The 17,894-nt window shown below is 69.8% G+C and carries 8 protein-coding genes; 3 read left to right on the top strand and 5 right to left on the bottom strand.

The window, feature by feature from the left end; translation table 11 throughout:
• Positions 1 to 9: 9 nt before the first annotated feature.
• Positions 10 to 8,130 (bottom strand): GH36-type glycosyl hydrolase domain-containing protein, encoded by an 8,121-nt coding sequence (locus SOM28_RS24655; protein WP_320469748.1) that lies wholly within the window; start codon positions 8,128 to 8,130, stop codon positions 10 to 12.
• A 183-nt stretch (positions 8,131 to 8,313) separates the two neighbouring features.
• A complete protein-coding gene (locus SOM28_RS24650) occupies positions 8,314 to 9,855 on the bottom strand; it encodes an aminotransferase class V-fold PLP-dependent enzyme (RefSeq protein ID WP_320469747.1) in 1,542 nt (513 codons plus the stop codon).
• 152 nt (positions 9,856 to 10,007) lie between these two features.
• On the opposite strand from SOM28_RS24650, the gene SOM28_RS24645 reads away from it, so the two are divergent.
• The 3 genes from SOM28_RS24645 to SOM28_RS24635 all read left to right on the top strand — a co-directional run bounded on the left by SOM28_RS24645 (position 10,008) and on the right by SOM28_RS24635 (position 13,539).
• On the top strand, positions 10,008 to 10,493 hold the full coding sequence (locus tag SOM28_RS24645; RefSeq protein WP_123071687.1) for an Lrp/AsnC family transcriptional regulator: 486 nt from the start codon (positions 10,008 to 10,010) through the stop codon (positions 10,491 to 10,493).
• Between the two features lie 84 nt (positions 10,494 to 10,577).
• Entirely contained in the window at positions 10,578 to 11,705 is a 1,128-nt protein-coding gene (locus tag SOM28_RS24640; RefSeq protein WP_123071686.1) for a branched-chain amino acid ABC transporter substrate-binding protein, read from the top strand.
• 19 nt (positions 11,706 to 11,724) lie between these two features.
• Positions 11,725 to 13,539 (top strand): DUF885 domain-containing protein, encoded by a 1,815-nt coding sequence (locus tag SOM28_RS24635; RefSeq protein WP_320469746.1) that lies wholly within the window; start codon positions 11,725 to 11,727, stop codon positions 13,537 to 13,539.
• Positions 13,540 to 13,705: 166 nt separating this feature from the next.
• Here SOM28_RS24635 and SOM28_RS24630 read toward each other — a convergent pair whose 3' ends face one another.
• From SOM28_RS24630 to SOM28_RS24620, 3 genes are read right to left on the bottom strand one after another with little or no spacing between them, the layout of a single operon-like run.
• Entirely contained in the window at positions 13,706 to 15,397 is a 1,692-nt protein-coding gene (locus SOM28_RS24630; RefSeq protein ID WP_320469745.1) for a M14 family zinc carboxypeptidase, read from the bottom strand.
• A 5-nt stretch (positions 15,398 to 15,402) separates the two neighbouring features.
• Positions 15,403 to 16,944, bottom strand: coding sequence for a sensor histidine kinase (locus SOM28_RS24625; RefSeq protein ID WP_123071683.1), 1,542 nt, complete (start codon positions 16,942 to 16,944; stop codon positions 15,403 to 15,405).
• On the bottom strand, positions 16,941 to 17,891 hold the full coding sequence (locus SOM28_RS24620; protein WP_320469744.1) for a hypothetical protein: 951 nt from the start codon (positions 17,889 to 17,891) through the stop codon (positions 16,941 to 16,943). Before SOM28_RS24620 ends, SOM28_RS24625 begins: the two co-directional genes overlap by 4 nt.
• Positions 17,892 to 17,894 lie beyond the last annotated feature (3 nt).

The following is a 17,894-nucleotide window of genomic DNA, read 5'->3' as shown; positions in this document are numbered from 1 at the left end:
ATCTTGTTCCTATGCTTCCGGCGCTATCGGCGTGCGCGCAACCCGCAATTCTACCTTGTGGTCACGCCGATCGTCGCGCAGCACGACCGTCCAATCCGGGCACGGTTGGCCGTCCAGCAGCATCTCTTCAACGCCTTCCGTGGCGCGCACCGCGATCTCGTAGAACGCGCCGCGATGACGGTAGCGCAGGCTGAAACCATCCCAGCCCGGCGCCAGGCGCGGCCTCAAACGCAGCGTGTCGCCATGGCGTTCCAGGCCCAGCAACGCTTCGACGAACAGCATCCAGGTCCACCCCGCCGCCGGAGTAGCGAAGCCGCCGGTGGCGCGGCCGGCATGCGGCGCGATCGTGCGCAGGCCACCGCTCATCAGGTAGGGCGGCCCGTCGCCCTGCGCCATCGGGTCGAGCATGCGCGCCAGCTGCCAGGCGCTGCCGGTGTCGCCCAGCCGTGCGAATCCGGCCGCGGCCCAGGCGGTGGCGCGATGGTCCTGGCCGGGGCTCGAGCTTACCCGCTCGCTCCAGTCGCCATCCACCGGCGGATCGCAGCGCGGCACGGCGCCGTCGATGCGCAGGCGCCGCACCGCCGCGCGCAACGCCTGCGGCCCGTGCGCCGCGCCGGCCTCCAGCGCCCAGCACTGGGTCGACAGCTCGACGCGGCAGGCGGCATTGGCGATCGAGCCGAGGGCCGTGCTGCTGTCCAGCCAGGTCCAGCGATACCAGTCGCCGTCCCAGCCGTGTTCCTCGCATTGTGCGCGCAGCGCCAGCGCCGCGCCGCGGCAGGTGGTGGCGAAACCGAAGTCGCCGCGCCGGTCGGCCACCTCGGCGAAGCGCTGCAGCACGGTCGCCATGAAGAAGCCCAGGCGCACGCTTTCGACGCGGCCGGCGACGCCTTCCTCATGCAGGCGCCCCGCCGCCGGCGGCAGGCCGCGCGGCCCGAAGCGCAGGCAGCCACGCAGGCCGTGCACGCAGTGCTGGTACAGATCGTCACGGTCCGACACGGGCACCGCCAGCAGCGCATGGTCTTCCGTTACCGACAGATAGTGCGTCAACGCGTAGGGGAGCCACAGGAAGTCCTCGACATCGGCCCCCGTCGTGAATGCGGGCGCGGCGCCCAGCAAGGCCTCGCGCAGCAGCTCAGGGCGGGCGTGGGCGCAGGCCAGGGCCGACTGCAGGCGCAGCGCCGGATCGCGCTCGCCCATCATGGCGCCGAGCGCCTGGTAAGGCAGCCAGCGGTTGACGCGCAGGTCGAACCCGGGGTCGGGCGTGTGCGCGGTGAGTGCGCCCAGCGTGTGATCCCACCAGTCGCGCAGGCGATGCCATGCGGCGGCGGCGGCTTGCGCCGTGCCATGGCGCTGCACGACCGCGCTGGCGTCCAGGCTGCCGGGGCCGGCCACGCCCAGCACGAAGACCAGTTCGCACTCGGCGCCCGGCTCCAGGGTGACGCCGACCTGCAGCGCCGCGCATGGGTCGAAGCCCGCGCCGGCGGCGTCCGACAGCCCGGCACGCTCCAGCGCCGCCGGCCGCGCGATGGAGCCCAGGCTGCCGATGAACTCCTGGCGGTCGCAGCTCACGGCAACCTGCTCGGCGTCGACGTGGAAGAACGCGACCTTGTCATGGAAGCCCGCGCCGAAGGCATTGCGCGCCAACAGCGCGCCGCTGGCCAGATCGCGTCCCGTCACTACCTGGAGGCCTGGCGCTGCGTGGCGGTCGTCCAGCAGCCACTCCACATAAGCGGTAACGCTCAGGCGGCGCGGCGCATCGCTGTCGTTGCGCAGGCGCAGTACGCTGTACTTGAGCGGCGCGTCCTGGGCGACGAAGCAGCGCAGCGCGGAATCGATGCCGTGGACACGGTGTTCGAACACGCTGTAGCCGATGCCGTGGCGCGTCGTGTACGCCTCTGGCGACGGCGCCGGCCACGGCGTCGGCGACCAGACTGCGCCGCTGTCCTCGTCGCGCAGGTAGAAGGCTTCACCACCCTGAGGCGCGACCGCATCAATGTCCCCCGCTGTCAGGCGCGTGGCGCGCTCGCCGCTCCAGCTGACGGCATGGCCGCGCTCCGAGACGATGCTGCCGAAGGCCTCGTTGGCCAGCAGGTTGATCCACGGCGCGGCAGGCGCGGCGATGCCTGGGCTGCTGCGCACCACGTATTCGCGGCCATCCGGCGTGAAGCCGCCGGTGCCGTTGTCGAACATCAGTTCCAGCTCGGCCTCGGTCGAGGGCGCGGCGGTCCATGTTGGCGCCGGCGTGGCGACGACGAATGGCGCCGCTGCAGCGCTGCCCGCGCGCCCGGCGCGGCGCAGCTGGTCGGCCAGGTCGCCGCGCTCGCCCGTGAGCAGTACGCTGGCGGCGGCGCGCAGCAGGATGCGATCTTCGTGCGGCACGTCTTCCTTCAGGTGCAGGTGCAGTCCTCCGGGCTGGTCGAAGCTGGACGGATCGACCAGCGGCACCGCCAGGTGCATCAGGGCTTCGCGCGCCGCGCGGCTGTCGCACAGGACCAGCAGGTCGACCGCCAGGCCGTGGCCGCGCCAATAGCCGTGGGCTTGCAGCAGCTGGCGCGCGAGGCCGGTGTCCGGTCCCTCGCCCAGTTGCAGCAACAGCAGCGGCAAGTCGCCCGCGATGCCATACGCCGGCAAGTCGGCCCGCCCGCGCAGGTTGCGCGCGATGACGGCGGGATCGGCGCGCAGCGCCAGCGTGGGCCGCAGCAGGCATCCGGCCAGGCGGTTGATCAGTTGGGCGTCGGCTTCGCCGATCTCGGCGCGACGCAGCTCGGCCTGGGCCAGGGTCCAGGCGGCCTCGATCGCGTGGTCGACCTCGTGAGCGACGCCATAGCGCGCCGCCAGCTCGCGCGCCAGCGCGCGGCTGGCGGCGGCGCCCAGCACCAGGTCGACCGTGATCTCCTGCCCCGGCGCCAGGGTCACGCCGCGCCGCAGCGCCAGCAATGCTTCGTCCGGCTCCGGGTCCAGGCCCGGCAGCGCGCCGCCGTTGCTCACCGCCTGCGGCCGGCACAGGTCATGGCCGCGCCCGATGAAGCGCGCGCGATTCGTTTCCACGCTCGGCTGCCCCGCCATCGCGCGCACCGTCATGCGGTGCACGAGGACGGGCGCGCTGGCCTCGGTCACGCACAGCAGGCTGTCGGCGGCGCCGTCGAATTCGATCCGGATGTCGCTGCGGCCGCCCTCTTCCAGCGGCGGCCCGGCCAGCGCCACGCAGCCCGTCAACTCCAGGGTGCGCGCTTCGGGCGCGCGATTGACGATGCGGATGCGGCGCAGCTCGACGTCGTCGCCAGGGGCCACCACCGCATCGGTGCGCATCTCGATGCCGTGGTCCACGCGGCGCAGGCTGGCCCGCCCTTCGGCCAGCACCGCCTCGACCTCGTCCGGCGCCGGTGCGCCGGGCAGCAGGACGTTGGCCCAGGTGGCGCCGGAGGCCGTATCGCGCACGTGAAGGGCCAGGCCGGTCTCGCCGTTTCCGGCGCGCGTCAACATGGCGCCATCCCAGCGGCTGGCGCCGGCGCCAGCGCTGTCGACCACCAGGTGGTAGCGGCCATTCGACAGCAGCTGGATTTCCGGCAGCGGCGAAGCGTCCGGCGCGAGCACGCGCGCGTAGGGGCGGATCGCCGCGACGCCTTCAAGCGCCAGACCGGCCTCGTAACGCAGGGGCGGCTCGGCGCCGGCGGCCGGCGCCGCCTCTTGCAACAGGCTGAGCGCGGCGCGCAATTCGGGATCGCGCATGAAGCGGCGCTGCATCGGTTCGCCCTGCAGGTGGCGCGCCAGCGCCAGCAGGGTCGTGGCCTGGTGGCGCGCGAGCTGGGCCCGCACCACCGCTTGGCGTTCACCCTGCGGCAGGCGCGCCGGGGCATAGTCGAGCGCCTCATGAAAGCCGTTCTCGCCCAGCAGGCCCTGCTCGGCCATGCGGCGCAGATTGGCCGCCGCCAGCGCCGGCGCCGCGGCCAGCGCCAGCGCGGCGCCATGGGGCGCGGCGACCAGGTCGTCGGCCGCGCGCCGCTGCAGCGCCGCGGCGTCCAGGCCGAAGCGTCCGACGCGGTAGCGCGCCGCCGCGTCGACCGCGTTGCAGCCCGATTCGGTATAGCCCCACAGCAGGTTCCGGCCCCTGGCATGGGCCGCCTGCAAGCGCGCCACCGCGCGGCCGGCGTCGTCCAGCAGGGTGTCGCGGAACGAAGGCATCACGAGCTGCGGCGCCAGATAGTCGGCCAGCGCGCCCGTACGCGACAGCAGCAGCGCGCCGCTCCCGGTCATGCGCAAGGGACGGCCGAGCGCCCACCAGTGCCGCTGCGGCAACTGGTCCTGGGCGACGGCGGCGAAGCTGGCCATGCGCGCCGCGGACGCCAGCAGGTCGCAGCTGTCGCCGTCCAGGCGCCCGTCGCGCCCCTCGCGTACGTGACAGCCGGTGGCCAAGAGGCCCGTGGACGGGTCGACCAGCGCGCCGAAATCCATGCGCGCCGCTTGCCGCGCCTGCGCGGCCAGGCGCGCGATGCCGTCCATGCGTTCTTGCGCGCAGTCGCGCCCTTGCGCGACCAACTGGGCCAGGCCCGCGTTGTCGCCTGGCGGCTCGACCGCGGCCAGCTCGCGCAGGGTCGGGATGCGGGTCAGGCCGGCATCGAGCACGTATTCCTGCACCGCGCGGGTCCAGGGCGTGAGCGCATGCAGGTCGTCCAGCTGCGCCGCGCACTGCCGCGCCAGGCGCGCCGTCCAGGCGCGCAACGCGGGGGCGGCGTCGCCAGGCAAGCCGGCATCCAGCTCGGCCGCCTTGGCCACGACCGCGCGCAGGCAGTCGGCCAGGCCCGGCAAGGTATCGGTGGCGCGGCGGTGGCCCGGCGCCAGGGACTCGTCCATCGCGTCCAGCGCCGGCAGCAGGTCCGGCGGTGCATGCTCGCGCGTCACGCACAGCGTGGTGCGGATGCCGTCCAGCGCGGCCGCGTCGAAGATCGGCCGGTCCGGCAATTCATCGAGGCCGGCGGCGAAGGTGCGCAGCGCCAGCGCCAGGCCGCCGCTGGCCGCGGTATCGACACGGGCAGGTTCGAGGGGAGCGAGCGTGACGCCGTCATACCATTCGAAGGGGTGGCCATGCCAGCGTTCCAGCAAGGCCATCGACGCCAGCGCCTGCTCGCTGCGCGCGAGCAGGCCTCCCAGCGGCAGATAACCGAAGTCGCGCGCGCTCAGGGTTGCAAGCAGGGTCATGCCCATGCTGGCGGGCGACACCCGCTCGTCGACGGTGGGCTCGGAATGGTCGAACACGGCTTCCGGCGCCAGGCCGTGCCGGCCCGCGCCGTGCTGCTCGAAGAAGGCCCAGCTGCGGCGCGCCAGCGTGCGCAGGAACAGGGTCTGCCCCTTCGCCAGGCGCATGCCGCGCCGCGACGGCTGGCTGACCCACCAGGCCAGCACCGGCGACAGGAACCACACCAGCAGCAGCGGCGCTGTCGCGAACAGGGCGTAGGGGTTGGCGAAGGTCAGCAGCACCGCGACGCCGACCGCAAGCAGCGGCGCGAACCACATCGTGCGCCAGGTGTTCTCCATCGCGCTGCTGGCGCGCGCCAGTGCCGGCGGACGCAGTTCGAGCAGCTTGCGGCGGCTCACGTCGCGCCGCCACAGGCCGCGCACGACCGCGTCGGCGTCGAGCCAGGCCCGGTGCGGCAGGAAGGCCAGCGCCAGCGCGGCGCGCACCAGGGTCGTGCGCGCGCCGCGCACCCAGGCGTCCAGGTGCTGGCGCAGCGGCGCATCCGGCGCGCGGCCAGCCAGCGTGGCAAGCAGCTCGAGCAGCGCCGGCAGCCAGAGCGGCGCCAGGATGGCCACGGCCCAGAACACGGGCGCGGCCAGCAGGCTCCAGCACAACACGAGCAGCGCGATCGACGCCGGCGCGGCCAGGCTCCCGGCCAGCGTGTCGAACAGGCGCCGGCGCACCCGCGCGGCGCGCAGGCTATCGGCGCCCCGCCCGAGGCGGCGCGCTTCCTGCCAGGCGGCGCGCAAGGTGCGATGGCGACGCAGCACGTATTCGCCAAAGCTGCCCGGATGCGCGGCATCGAGCCGCAGGTCGTCCACGCGCGCGGCGCGCAGGCGGTCTTCCTCGACCGCGCCGGGTTGCGCCCGGCCCTCGTCGCGCAGCTCGAGACCCATCGCGCGGCGCCAGGCATCGACGTCGTAGATCGCGGCCCAGCCATGGCCACCGTCAGGCCACAGGCGCTGGTAGCGCATCGCGCCCGGCTGCGGCAAGGCGGTCCCGAGCCGTGGCAGCAGCATGGCATGGCCTTCCAGTACCCGGCCCGCTTCATCCTGCAACGGCCGGTGCAGCGGATGCGCCATCGCCGCCACCAGGCTGCGCGCGGCGTCGCGCGGCAGGCCGGTATCGGCATCGAGCGCGATCACGTAGCGCATCTCGGCCGCGCCGCCGAGGTTCCCGACCGCGAGCGCGAAGCGTTCGCGCTCGCCGCACAGCCAGGCATCCAGGTCGGCCAGCTGGCCGCGCCGCCGTTCGCGGCCGATCCAGGCCTGCTGGTCTTCGCTCCAGGTGCGCGCACGCGCCAGCAGCATGAAGGGGCCATCCTGTTCAACGCCGTACTTGCGGTTGAGCGCCTCGATCGCGCCGCCCGCCTGGGCGAGCAGGCCGGCGTCGAGAGGCAGCGTTGCCTCTGGCGCGTCGGGCAGGTCGAGCAACAGGCAGAAACGCAGGCGCGGATCGCGGTTGCCGAGGTAGCGCACTTCGAGATCTTCGCACAGCGCCGCGAGCTGCGCGGCGTCGGCCGGCTGCGCCGACACGGCCACCAGCGTGCGCGCATCGTCAGGAATGCCGGCCGCCACGTCGATGCGCGGCGTGGCTTCGGGCCGGCCCAGCCAGTGCCCCGCCATGCCCATCAGGGCGCGCGCCAGGGCGCCGGCGACCGGCAACGCCAGAATACCGATCAGGACCAGCAGCAGCGGCCCGGCCCCCCCTTGCCAGGCGTGGACCAGTCCCGCGCCCGTAAACAGCAGGGCCAGCGCCGCCGTGGCGCCGGTATGCATGCCGGAGGAAGCGCCCTGTAATGCGGCGCGAACGCGTGGCGCCCATCCATGCCGTCCGCGCAACCTGGCTTCGAGCGTCGCCAGGCCAGGGCCGGCCAGGTAATGGCCCACGTGGCGGATGCGCGTATCGAGCCCGCCCTCGCCCGGCGCGCGATGCACGCCGGCCAGCGCGATCGCCTCTTGCGCCACCGCGGGTTCGCTCACGCCGAGGGAGGCCGCCAGGCGCGCGATCGTGTGGCGATAGCGGTCGCGCGTGGCGCCGTCCATGCGCGCATAACTGCCATCCGGATCGTCCCGCAGCAGCGCATCGACCACGCCCAGGCGCTCGGTGAATGCACGCCAGTCGACGCCGCCGAGCGCTCTCAGGCTGGCCAGTGCGTTGCCGGCGACGACGGCATCCTGCGCCTGGCTGCTCCTCTCGTCCTGCGTCAACGCGGCGATGCTGCCCTGCGCATCCGCCAGGCGCGCGTCGAGCCAGTCCGCTACCCGTGCCAGCGCCGCGCCGCGGCCCTGCAGGCGGCGCGCCAGTTCGGCGATGAAAGCGCCATTGTCCGCGTCTTCGCTGCGCGCCATGTCGGCGAACAGCAGCACCAGGTCGCCCGGGCGGGCCTCGGCGGTGTCGAGGAAGCGCGCGGCCCAGGCGGCGGCGCGTTCGCGGCCGGCGCAGGCATGCGCGGCGCGCGCCGCCAGGGCGGCCAGCCGGTCGATCAGCGCGAGACGCAATAGCGCGGGCAGCGCATCGAGTTCGGCGACACGCAACGGCGCGTCCTGCTGGCTGGCGGCGAGGATGCTTGCCAATTCTTCGGTGTCGACGACGCCGTCGGCACGCGCCACCGCGTCGACCGCCAGATCCCACACACGCGCGGCGCCACCGTGGGCGGCGACTTGCCGCGCTTGTGCTCGCGCCAGCCGCAGCTGGGTGTCGAGCAGGTGGTAGCCATCGAGCAGGCGTGCGCCGGCGGGCGGCAGTTCGATCCCGGCGCGCATGGCGCGGTCGAGCGTATCGCAGGAACGAACGATGGCCTCCGCATTCGCGGCCAGCAGCGCCACGGGGGCGGTGGCGCCGGCGCCATGTGGCGCATGCTGCCCGGAGGGCATCTTGTCGTTCTCAACTTTCAACGGGGACCTCGGGATGGAGGCGTGCGCGGTGGGACACCCTGGGGTAGTCAGGGCAAGAGACCAGACAAACAATGCTGGGCGCGCACGGCTGACTCCATGCTAGGGAAAGGACCGGAAAGTTACCGTGCGCTGGCGTACACACACCGCCTGCCGGGCTGGCAGGCGGCCGGGATAGGCTCTTACTCAGGCAAGCGCGAAACCGCCGGCCAGCGAGCAGGCGCGCGGATGACCCAGGGCGCGCAGGGTGCGCGCGGCGCGGGCGCTGCGTGCGCCGCTGCGGCACACGAACAGCAAGGGGCGGACATCGGCGCCCAGCCAGGCGGCGGCGTGTTCGGCCACGCTCGCCAGCGGCACGTTGAGCGCCATGCGGCCGTGCAGCTCAACCTGGCCGGCGACGCTGTGCTCGCGCGCATCGCGCACGTCGACCACGATGGCGTCGGGATGGGCCGCCAGCCAGCCGCGCGCCGCGATGACGTCGAGCTCCATGCCGGCGTCCAGCGTGGCATCCGGCTGCGCTGCCGTCGTTACCGCAGCCGGTGCAGGCGCCGGCATTGCCAGCGCCGCCCCGCAGCGTGCGATGCGCTCGCACGCCTGTTCCAGCGCGGCTTCGTCCAGCAGCGGCCCGATCGACAGGCGCACCGCCGACGCGCTGCGCCAGGCCGGCAAGCCCATCGCATCGAGCACATAGCTCGGCGCGGCCTTCGACGCGGCGCAGGCCGAACCGGCGCTGACGCGCATGCCGGCGGCATCGAACAGGTCGAGCAGCTCGGCGCTGGCGACGCCGGGGACCGAGAAGTTGAGCGTGGTCGGCAGCGCGTATGCCGGCGGCGCGTTGAACACGATGCCGGGGAAGGCAAGGGTCAGGGCGTCCGCGAGTCGCGCGCGCCAGGCCTGCAGCGCTTCATGGCCGAGAAAGGTGTCGCCGCGCTCCAGTGCCTCGAGCACCGCGCCCAGCGCCGCGATGCCGGCCATGTTCTCGGTGCCCGAGCGTTGATTGTCTTCCTGGCCGCCGCCGCAGATCAGCGGCGTGAACGGCGCGCCTTCGCGCACGTACAGCATGCCGATGCCTTTCGGCGCATGCAGCTTGTGGCCCGAGAACGGGGCGTAGTCGATGCGGCTTGCGCCCAGGTTCAAGGGCAGCTTGCCGAGCGCCTGCACGCAATCGACCATCCACAGCGCCGGGCTGGCCGTCTCGTTCAGCACCGCCGCGATGCCGTCCAGGTCGGACACGACGCCGGTCTCGTTGTTGGCGGCCATGGTGCAGACAAAGGCGAGGCGCGGCGCCAGCGCGCGCAGCACGTCCAGGCGGTGGCGGCCGTCGCCGTCGACCGGCAGCACGCGCAATTCGAGTCCGGTTCCCAGTAGCCGGTTCCAGTGCGCCAGGCTTTCGGACACCGCCTTGTGCTCGGTGGCGCCAATCAGCACGACGTCTCCGCAGGCCTCACCCCGCGCGCGCCGTTCGCGCACCGCGCACAGCGCCGACAGCACCGCGGTCTGGATGCCCTCGGTGGCGCCGCTATTGAACATCAGCCGTCCGCTCGGGGCGCCCAGCACCCGCCGTGCGCAGGCGCGCGCGCCCTCGCGCAGCGCGCGTGCGCGCAGGCCGCTCGCATGGCTGCTGCTCGGATTACCGAAGCACTCCTGCAGCGCGGCCATGGCGGCAGCAGCGGCGGCAGGCAGCACCGGCGAAGTCGCATTGGCGTCGAGATAGATTTCGGTGATCATGGATTAGCTGCCAAAAACATAAAAAAAGGTGTCGCACAACACGTTATTGTCCAGTAATATGGTACGGAAATACGCCAATCGAAACGTCCCAAATTTCTCGATTTGTGGGCTGTTAATAGAATAATTATTCTTATAAACACGCTTTACGGAATATGAACTCACTCGACAAGTTTGATTGTGCGATTCTCGCCGCCTTGCAGGCGGATGCCACCCTCTCCATCTCGGGCCTGAGCGAAAAAGTCGGCCTTTCCAGCACGCCCTGCTGGAAGCGCGTCAAGCGCCTCGAGGAAGACGGCTATATCGAAAGCCGCGTCAGCATCGTCAACCGCCAGAAGGTCGGCTTGCCGGTCACCGTGTTCGTCAGCATCAAGACCACCGAGCATGACGAAAAATGGCTGGCCCGCTTCGCCGCCGCCGTGATCGCCCTGCCCGAAGTGCTGGAGTTCCACCGCATGAGCGGCGACGTCGACTACCTGCTCAAGGTCGTCACTACCGATATCGCCGGCTACGACCGCTTCTACAAAAAGCTGATCAAGACTGCGCGCCTGACTGGCGTGTCGTCCGCCTTCTCGATGGAACAGATCAAGTCGACCACCGCCCTGCCGCTCGAACTGATCTCGCACGGCGTGCCGGCCTGAGTGTTTACACGGAGCGCCGTGCTTTCGCGCGGCGTGCGAATCGTGCGATGATGGCGCCCGTTGACATCAACGGAGACCAAGGGAATGCGATCGAAAATAAAGATGGCGCCGCTGGCGCTGGCGGCGTTGTTCGCCGCTCAGGCAACCGCCGCGGAACAAGTCGTGAAGATCGGCGTGAGCGGCCCGCTGTCGGGTTCCAACGCCTTCGCCGGCAAGGACAATGAGAACGGCGTGCGCCTCGCCATCGAAGAACTCAACGCGCAGAAGATCCAGGTGGGCGGCAACGTGCTGCGCTTCGTGCTGCAGTCCGAGGACGACGCGGGCGACCCGAAACAGGGCGTGACCGTGGCCCAGAAATTCGCCGACGCCGGCGTCAAGTACGTGCTCGGCCCGTACAACTCGGGCGTGGCGATTCCGGCCTCGCGCGTCTACAACGACAACGGCATCCTGATGTCGACCGTCGGCACCAATCCCAAGATCACGGCCGCCGGCTACCCGACGGTGTTTCGCATCGTGGCCAGCGACACGCAGGTAGGCGCGTCGGTCGCCGGCTATGCCGCCAAGGAGCTCAAGGTCAGGAACGTCGGCGTGATCGACGACCGCACCGCCTTCGGCCAGGGCATCGCGATGGAATTCAAGCGCCAGGCGCAGCAAGCCGGCATCAAGGTCGCGGGCCATGAATTCACCAACGACAAGGCGAGCGACTTCGCCGCCATCCTGACCTCGCTGCGCGCCAAGAAGGTGGACGCGATCTTCTTCGGCGGCTACGCCCCGCAAGGCGCGCCGATGGTGCGCCAGATGAAGCAGCTGGGCCTGAACGTGCCGCTGCTGGGCGGCGACACCCTGTGCAGCCCCGAGATGGCCAGGCTGGGCGGCGCGGCGGTCGGCGAGAACGTGCGCTGCGCGCAGGCCGGCGCCATCGTCGCCAAGCAGCCGGGCGGCCCGGCCTTCCTGGCCAGCTACAAGAAGCGCTTCGGCCGCGATCCCGACGTCTACGCGCCATCGTTCTACGACCAGACCAAGTTCATCGCCCAGGCAATCGCCCAGGCGAAGTCGGTCGACGCCAAACAGGTCGGCGCCGCGATGCACGCGATCAGCTACCAGGGCGTGGTCGGCGCCTACGGCTACGACGCCAAGGGCAACCTCAAGAAAACGGCGGTGACGGTGTACACCTTCAAGAACGGCGCGTTGACGCCGCTGGCCAGCTACTGACCACCACAAGGAAAACAAGATGAGAGAGAACTTCAAGCTCGGCGCGCTGGCGCTTGGCGCCCTGCTCGCATGCGCAGCCGTCCAGGCCGCGCCTGCGGTCGCCGCCAATGCTGCGCCAGCCAAACAAAAAGTCGCCACGACCGAAGCCGGCAAGGCGATCAACAAGCTGGTCGACGAGTACTACGAGGCCTATGCCCGCTTCGAGCCGGTGTGGGCGACCGAGAGCGGCGACGGCCGCTTCTTCGACCAGCTCGGCCTGTCGATCGCGCCGAAGAACCGCGAAGCCCAGTTTGCGCTGTACCGCGGTTACCTGAAGCGCCTGGCCACGATCCCGCGCGAGCGCCTGAATGCGCACGAGCAGGCCAGCTACGACATCGTCAAGTTCGAGCTCGAGACCGCGTTGCGCCTGGGCGCCTTCCCCGAGCACCTGCTGCCGATGGACCAGATGTTCAATATGCCGGCCTTCATCGCGAACTACGCCGGTGGCGAAGGCGCCCAACCGTTCGCCACGCCGAAGGACTACCGCAACTACCTGAACCGCCTGGACCAGATGGTGGCCTACATCGACCAGTCGATCGCGAACATGCGCGAAGGCGTCAAGCGCGGCGTCGTGCATCCGCGCCAGCCAATCGAGTCGCTGCTGCCGCAGCTCAAGCAGCTGCAGGCCAAGAGCGCGGAAGCCAGCATCTTCTACACCCCGATCAAGAAGCTGCCGGAAGGCTTCTCGGCCGCCGACAAGCGCAGCCTGACGGATGCCTATCGCAAGACGGTCGACAAGCTCAATCCCGCCCTGGACCGCTTGGCGAACTACGTCGAGAAGGACTACCTACCGAAGACCCGCACCACAGCCGGCTGGAACGCGCTGCCGAACGGCGCCGAGTGGTACAAGGCGCGCGTGGCGGCGATGACCACCACCGACATGACGCCCGAGCAGATCCACGCGATCGGCCTGAAGGAAGTGGCGCGCATCCAGGGCGAATACGGCAAGATCGGCCCGAAGATGGGTTATACCGGCCCGGCCGCCGGCCTGCCGAAGTGGGTGTCGGAGCAGCCGAAGTACAAGCCGTTCACGACCGACCAGCAGGTGATCGAGGTGTTCCAGAAGCTGGACACGCAAGTGCGCGCCAAGCTGCCGGCCCTGTTCACCCTGATGCCGAAGGCGCCGCTGGAAGTGCGGCTGGAGCCGGAACTGACGCGCGAAACCGCATCGGACCATTACTCGGCGCCGGCGGCCGACGGCTCGCGGCCGGGCGTGTTCTGGTCGGTCGTGAACGACCCGACCAAGTACGGCCGCACCGGCATGGTGACCCTGTACCTGCATGAGGGCCAGCCGGGCCACCACTTCCACATCGCGCTGCTGCAAGAACTTGGCCTGCCCAACTTCCGCAAGTTCGGCGGCAACACCGCCTTCACCGAAGGCTGGGCGCTGTATGCCGAGACCCTGGGCAAGGAGATGGGCCTGTTCGAGCAGCCGGAAGACTATTTCGGCCACCTGAACGACGAGATGCTGCGTGCCGCGCGCCTGGTGGTGGACACCGGCATGCACACCAAGGGCTGGAGCCGCGATCAGGGCATCAAGTACTTCCGCGATACGCTGGGCTACGCCGAACTGGAAGCGCGCGCGCAGATCGAGCGCTATATGGTGATGCCGGGCCAGGCACTGGCGTACAAGATCGGTTCGCTGAAGATCATGGAACTGCGCCAGCGTGCGCAGGCTGCGCTGGGCGATAAGTTCAGCCTGCCGAAGTTCCACGAGGTGGTGCTGGACGAAGGCACCTTGCCGCTGGCGGTGCTGGAGGCGAAGGTCGATCGGTGGATTGCGGCGTCGAAGTAAGCGCTGTCGAATTAACCACCCACTAAACCACGTCGTCCCCGCGGAGGCGGGGACCCAAGTTTTTTCGCGCTGCCGACCTATCAAGCGAAGTGGCTGCGCAAGCAGACTTGGGTCCCCGCCTTCGCGGGGACGACGTTTTAGCGCTACGGATTGATGTGAATGCGCGTCAGCGCGCGATCATGAACACCGGATACCGGTTCCACTCCGGCTCGCGATAACGCGCGCAGTTCGCATAGATAAAGTCCAGCACCGCTTCCTGGCTCGTAAGCAGCCCTGGATTCGCAGCCTTCCACTCGGCGAACTTCGCCGCCAGTTCGGGTTCGTCCGCCAGCAATTTCTCGGCCTCGTCCTCGAACACATAATCCGAGTAATGCTCCTTCTTCTCCAGCACGCTGTTGAAGAAGCCCCAGCGGAAGAAGCTGTCGTGCGCCAGCGGCTCGAGCGTTTCGACCGCATAGCGCGCCCGGTCCTGGTCCAGCGGCACGATGTAGTCGCCGGCGCGCAGCAGGACCTGGCCAATGCGGCGGTCCAGCGCCACCTCGTCATGGAACATATGGCCTTCGTAGGCCGACGGGCGCGAGGTCACCGAAGCGATCTGGTAATAGGCCACTTCCTGCACCCGGTCCGCCTCGACCCGCTCCATGCGCACGCCATTCCACTCCAGGCGCTCGATCGCTTCACGCCACTGCTGCGGCACCACATAGGCTTGCGGGGCCGGCACCGCGACGTCGACCGGGAAGCTGTTGTAATAGGCGATGTCGCGTTCCCATGGGCTGCTGCGGTCGTAGTACAGACGGCTGTAGTCGCCGATGGCGCTCTTCTTGTACCTGGCCTCGTAGCCCTTGAAGCGGAAGCTCGCCGGATTGGCTTCGTCCATCTTCCAGCGCACCGGCCATTCACTTTGCTTGCGGCCTTCCTCGCGCGCCGCGCGGCGCAGCGTCTGAATACGGTCGGCGTTCTTGACGGTGAACTCCAGCGCCACTTCGACCAGCGCCAGCATCGACTCGTAGCGGTCCTTGAACGGCTTGAGCATGTGCGTCTCGGGCATGAAGCCGATCGTGTGGTGCAGCGCCGCGTAGCCGGTCGAGAAGCGCGCCGTCTCGAGGAATTCGGCGATGCCGTGGTCCGGGCTGTCCTTGACCGGATTCACGTAGGGACAGGTCGGCCAGCCGCGCGCATCCATGCCGGCATACATCGCGGGCAGCATCTCGGCGCGCAGGAACTCGCCCAGACCGCCGCCCAGCTTGTCGGCCTGGGTGTGGATCAGGGTCATCGTATAGCTGTAGTCAGCGCCGTTGGAGGTGTGGGTGTCGACCATCACGTCCGGATCCCAGCTCGCGAACAGCTGATTGAAGGTGCGCGCGGTCAGGGTGTCGCACTTGACGAAGTCGCGGTTCAGGTCGAGGTGGCGGCTGTTGCCACGGAAGCCGAACTGCTCCGGCCCGTCCTGGTTTACGCGCGAGGTGTCGGCGCGGTTGAAGCTGCCGTCCACGTTATAGAGCGGGACGAACAGGAACACGGTCTGGCCCAGCGCCGCCAGTTTCTCCGGCTGCAGGCAGAAGTCGCGCACGATCGCCATGCAGCCGTCGACGCCTTCCGGCTCGCCCGGGTGGATGCCGTTATTGTTGAAGAAGACCGGACGGCCGGCGCGCTTGATCGCCTCGCGCTCGAACACGCCGTCGCTGCTGACCACGCCCGCGTGGATCGGCACGCCCGCATCCGACACGCCCACTTTCTCGAAGCGCAGCACGGAAGGGAAACGGCGCGCGAGGTCTTCGTACCAGGCGATGCACTCGGCCCAGGTGGTGGTCTGGTTCAGGTTGCCCTTTTCGTAGGGCGTCAGCAGTTCAGTGGACATAAATCTTATCGTTGTGAGGTTGATGCTTCAGAAATCGTCGCCGGCACGGCCGGCGTCTGGACCGGCAGGTTGAGCGGCAGCGCGATCGCGACGTCGGTGCCCTCGCCCGGGCTGGAGCGCACCTCGATCGTGCCGTGCAGCGCATAGGCGCGCTCGCGCATGCCGATCAGGCCAATGCCTTCCGAGGCGCTGGCGGTGTCGAAGCCGGCGCCGTCGTCGACCACGCGGATGCGCAGCAGGCCCTTGCCTTCGTCGAGCAGCAGACTGACGTGGGCCGAACGCGCGGCAGCGTGCTTCATGACGTTGGACAGGGTTTCCTGCACGATGCGGTAGGCGGAGATCGCCAGCTCGTTCGACAGGCGCGCGAAATCGCCCTCGCTGTGCAGGTCGAAGCGGCAGCCGGACGTGGTGTCGTAGTGGCGCACCATCTCTTCCACCGCGCCGTGCAGGCCCAGCATGTCGAGCACTTCGGGACGCAGGCGGCGCACCAGGCGCCGGCCGTTGGCGTACAGGTCGAGCGCCAGCTTGGTGATGGCCTCGGACTTGCGGCGGATCTCGTCGACCTCGGGCCCGGGCGGCGCCTTGGCCGCCAGCAGGCCGATCGACTGCGCCTCGAGGCGCGCCGCGATCAGCGACGCATTCAGTTCGTCGTGGATTTCGACCGCGATGCTCTTGCGCTCGTCCTCGATGATCTCGTTGACCTTCTGGATCAGCTTGCGCTTGTCGGCGTCGGCGCGCAGCGCCTCGTTGCGCGAAGCCAGCAGGTCGCGCGTGCGCTCGGCCACCTTGTTCTCGAGGTCGCGCTTGGATTCGTCCAGCGCCAGCGACATCTCGCCGATCGAGGCCTGCAGCTCGCCGATCTCGCCGCCGGTGGTGACCGGTGGATGCACGCGGTAGTTGCCGCCCCGGATCTGGCGCAGGGTGCCGATCGCCTCGCGCAGCGGCACGATCAGCGAGCGCGCCAGCACCCATGCCAGGATGCCGCTCGCGGCCAGCGCCAGCGCCGCCATCGACAGCTCGATCTGGAAGCGGTCGGTCTGCTTGGCCATCATGTTCGCCGGCGACATCGTCACCCGCACCCAGCCGACGACTTCGGTGGTGAGCGTGGGCGGACGCGAATCGCTCGATGCCGACACGTGCGGCGTGCCGTTGTCCGAGAACAGGTTGATCCACACCACCTGCTTGCGGATCGGCGCCTCGTAGTAATGGGCCTGGGCGTCGCTGGCCGAGTCGGACACCACGCGCACCGCGGCGCGTCCGCTGCCGTCGATCACGTCGACCTTGTAGATGCTGCGGTCCGACTGCACCAGGCCGTTGATGGTCAGGCGCAGGTCGGACAGGTTGCCCGAGATGACGTTGTACTCGGACGTCTCGGCCAGCGCGCGCGCCAGGATGCGTCCGCGCTCGGCCAGCTCTTCGGCCACCTGGGCCCGGTGCGCATACCAGGAATACCAGACGAAGGAGGTGAACAGCAGGATCACGGGCAGCATGGTGATCACGGCCATACGCCGTCCGACACCCCAGCCGCGCCAGAAACGCAGGTTCATTGCGGAGCCGGCGCGCGCCGTGCGAAGTTGCGGGCGCTGTCGGTCACGCGCAGGTCGAGCGAACTGGCCACCCCTTCGTTGATGATGGTGCGGAAGTAGCGCGGGAACTGAGGCGGATCGAGTTCACCAGTGCGCACGAAGTCGGCGGCCAGCTCGGCCACCTGGGCGTTGATCTCCTCGATCTCGGAATAGGTGGTGGCCAGTGCCCCCACCTTGACCATGTCGGCCGAGAAGCCGATCACGCCCTGCTTGCGGCGGTAGGTCGAGAGCAGGATGTTGCGCACGTTCTCGGCGTTGTAGATGTCGCTGTCGGGCAGCGCCAGCAGGGTCTCGGCGCGCGTCATGCTGTTGAGCGTGTGATTCAGGTCGTCGCCCGGCGCATACATCTGGATTTCGGTGGCATCGGTCAGCGCCGGCTTCAGGAAAGCGGTGTCGGGGCCGAGCAGCACGCCGACCCGCACCGGGCGGCCGTACAGCAGTTCGGCCAGGCGCATCTGGTCGTTCGGCGCCGGCTCGGCATAGATCGCGGTCATGGCCATGCGGCGCGGCTTGGGCAGGCGCGCGGTGAGCGTGCGCCACACCTGGCTCGAGGTGTACGCCGAGATCACCACGCAATCGCAGCGGCGCGACAGCGCGTCGCGCAGCGCGGTCGGGCCGATCGCCACGTACAGCATGCGGCGCTTCTGCGCCAGCTCGGTGCGGAAGGCAGCGAAGGTGGGCACCAGGCGCTTGTACAGGTCGTCGGCGATGCGATGGGTGACGGCGCTGTCGTCGCCGGTCAGGATCTGGAAGCGGAAGCCCTGCGCTTCTTCGCGTTCGCGTTCGGACTGCTGGGCGGCGTGGACGCCACCGGCCGACAGCGCCAGCATGAAGGCAAGGACCAGCAGGGGCGCCAGCACGGGCGCGCGCCTGCGCTGGTGGGGCATGCGGCGCGGGAGGATGGCCATCGC

Source organism: Massilia sp. CFBP9026 (assembly GCF_034045165.1).
Lineage (GTDB): Bacteria > Pseudomonadota > Gammaproteobacteria > Burkholderiales > Burkholderiaceae_D > Telluria > Telluria arenae.
The sequence above is the reverse complement of the archived record's forward strand: the minus strand, read 5'-3'. Positions and strand labels throughout refer to the sequence as shown.

What these genes read in the sequence shown, in the direction of transcription:
- SOM28_RS24635 (WP_320469746.1), top strand. Translation starts at nt 11,725, where the DNA reads ATGAGAGAGAACTTCAAGCTCGGCGCGCTGGCGCTTGGCGCCCTGCTC.
- SOM28_RS24620 (WP_320469744.1), bottom strand. Translation starts at nt 17,891, where the DNA reads ATGGCCATCCTCCCGCGCCGCATGCCCCACCAGCGCAGGCGCGCGCCC.
- SOM28_RS24630 (WP_320469745.1), bottom strand. Translation starts at nt 15,397, where the DNA reads ATGTCCACTGAACTGCTGACGCCCTACGAAAAGGGCAACCTGAACCAG.
- SOM28_RS24640 (WP_123071686.1), top strand. Translation starts at nt 10,578, where the DNA reads ATGCGATCGAAAATAAAGATGGCGCCGCTGGCGCTGGCGGCGTTGTTC.
- SOM28_RS24645 (WP_123071687.1), top strand. Translation starts at nt 10,008, where the DNA reads ATGAACTCACTCGACAAGTTTGATTGTGCGATTCTCGCCGCCTTGCAG.
- SOM28_RS24650 (WP_320469747.1), bottom strand. Translation starts at nt 9,855, where the DNA reads ATGATCACCGAAATCTATCTCGACGCCAATGCGACTTCGCCGGTGCTG.
- SOM28_RS24625 (WP_123071683.1), bottom strand. Translation starts at nt 16,944, where the DNA reads ATGAACCTGCGTTTCTGGCGCGGCTGGGGTGTCGGACGGCGTATGGCC.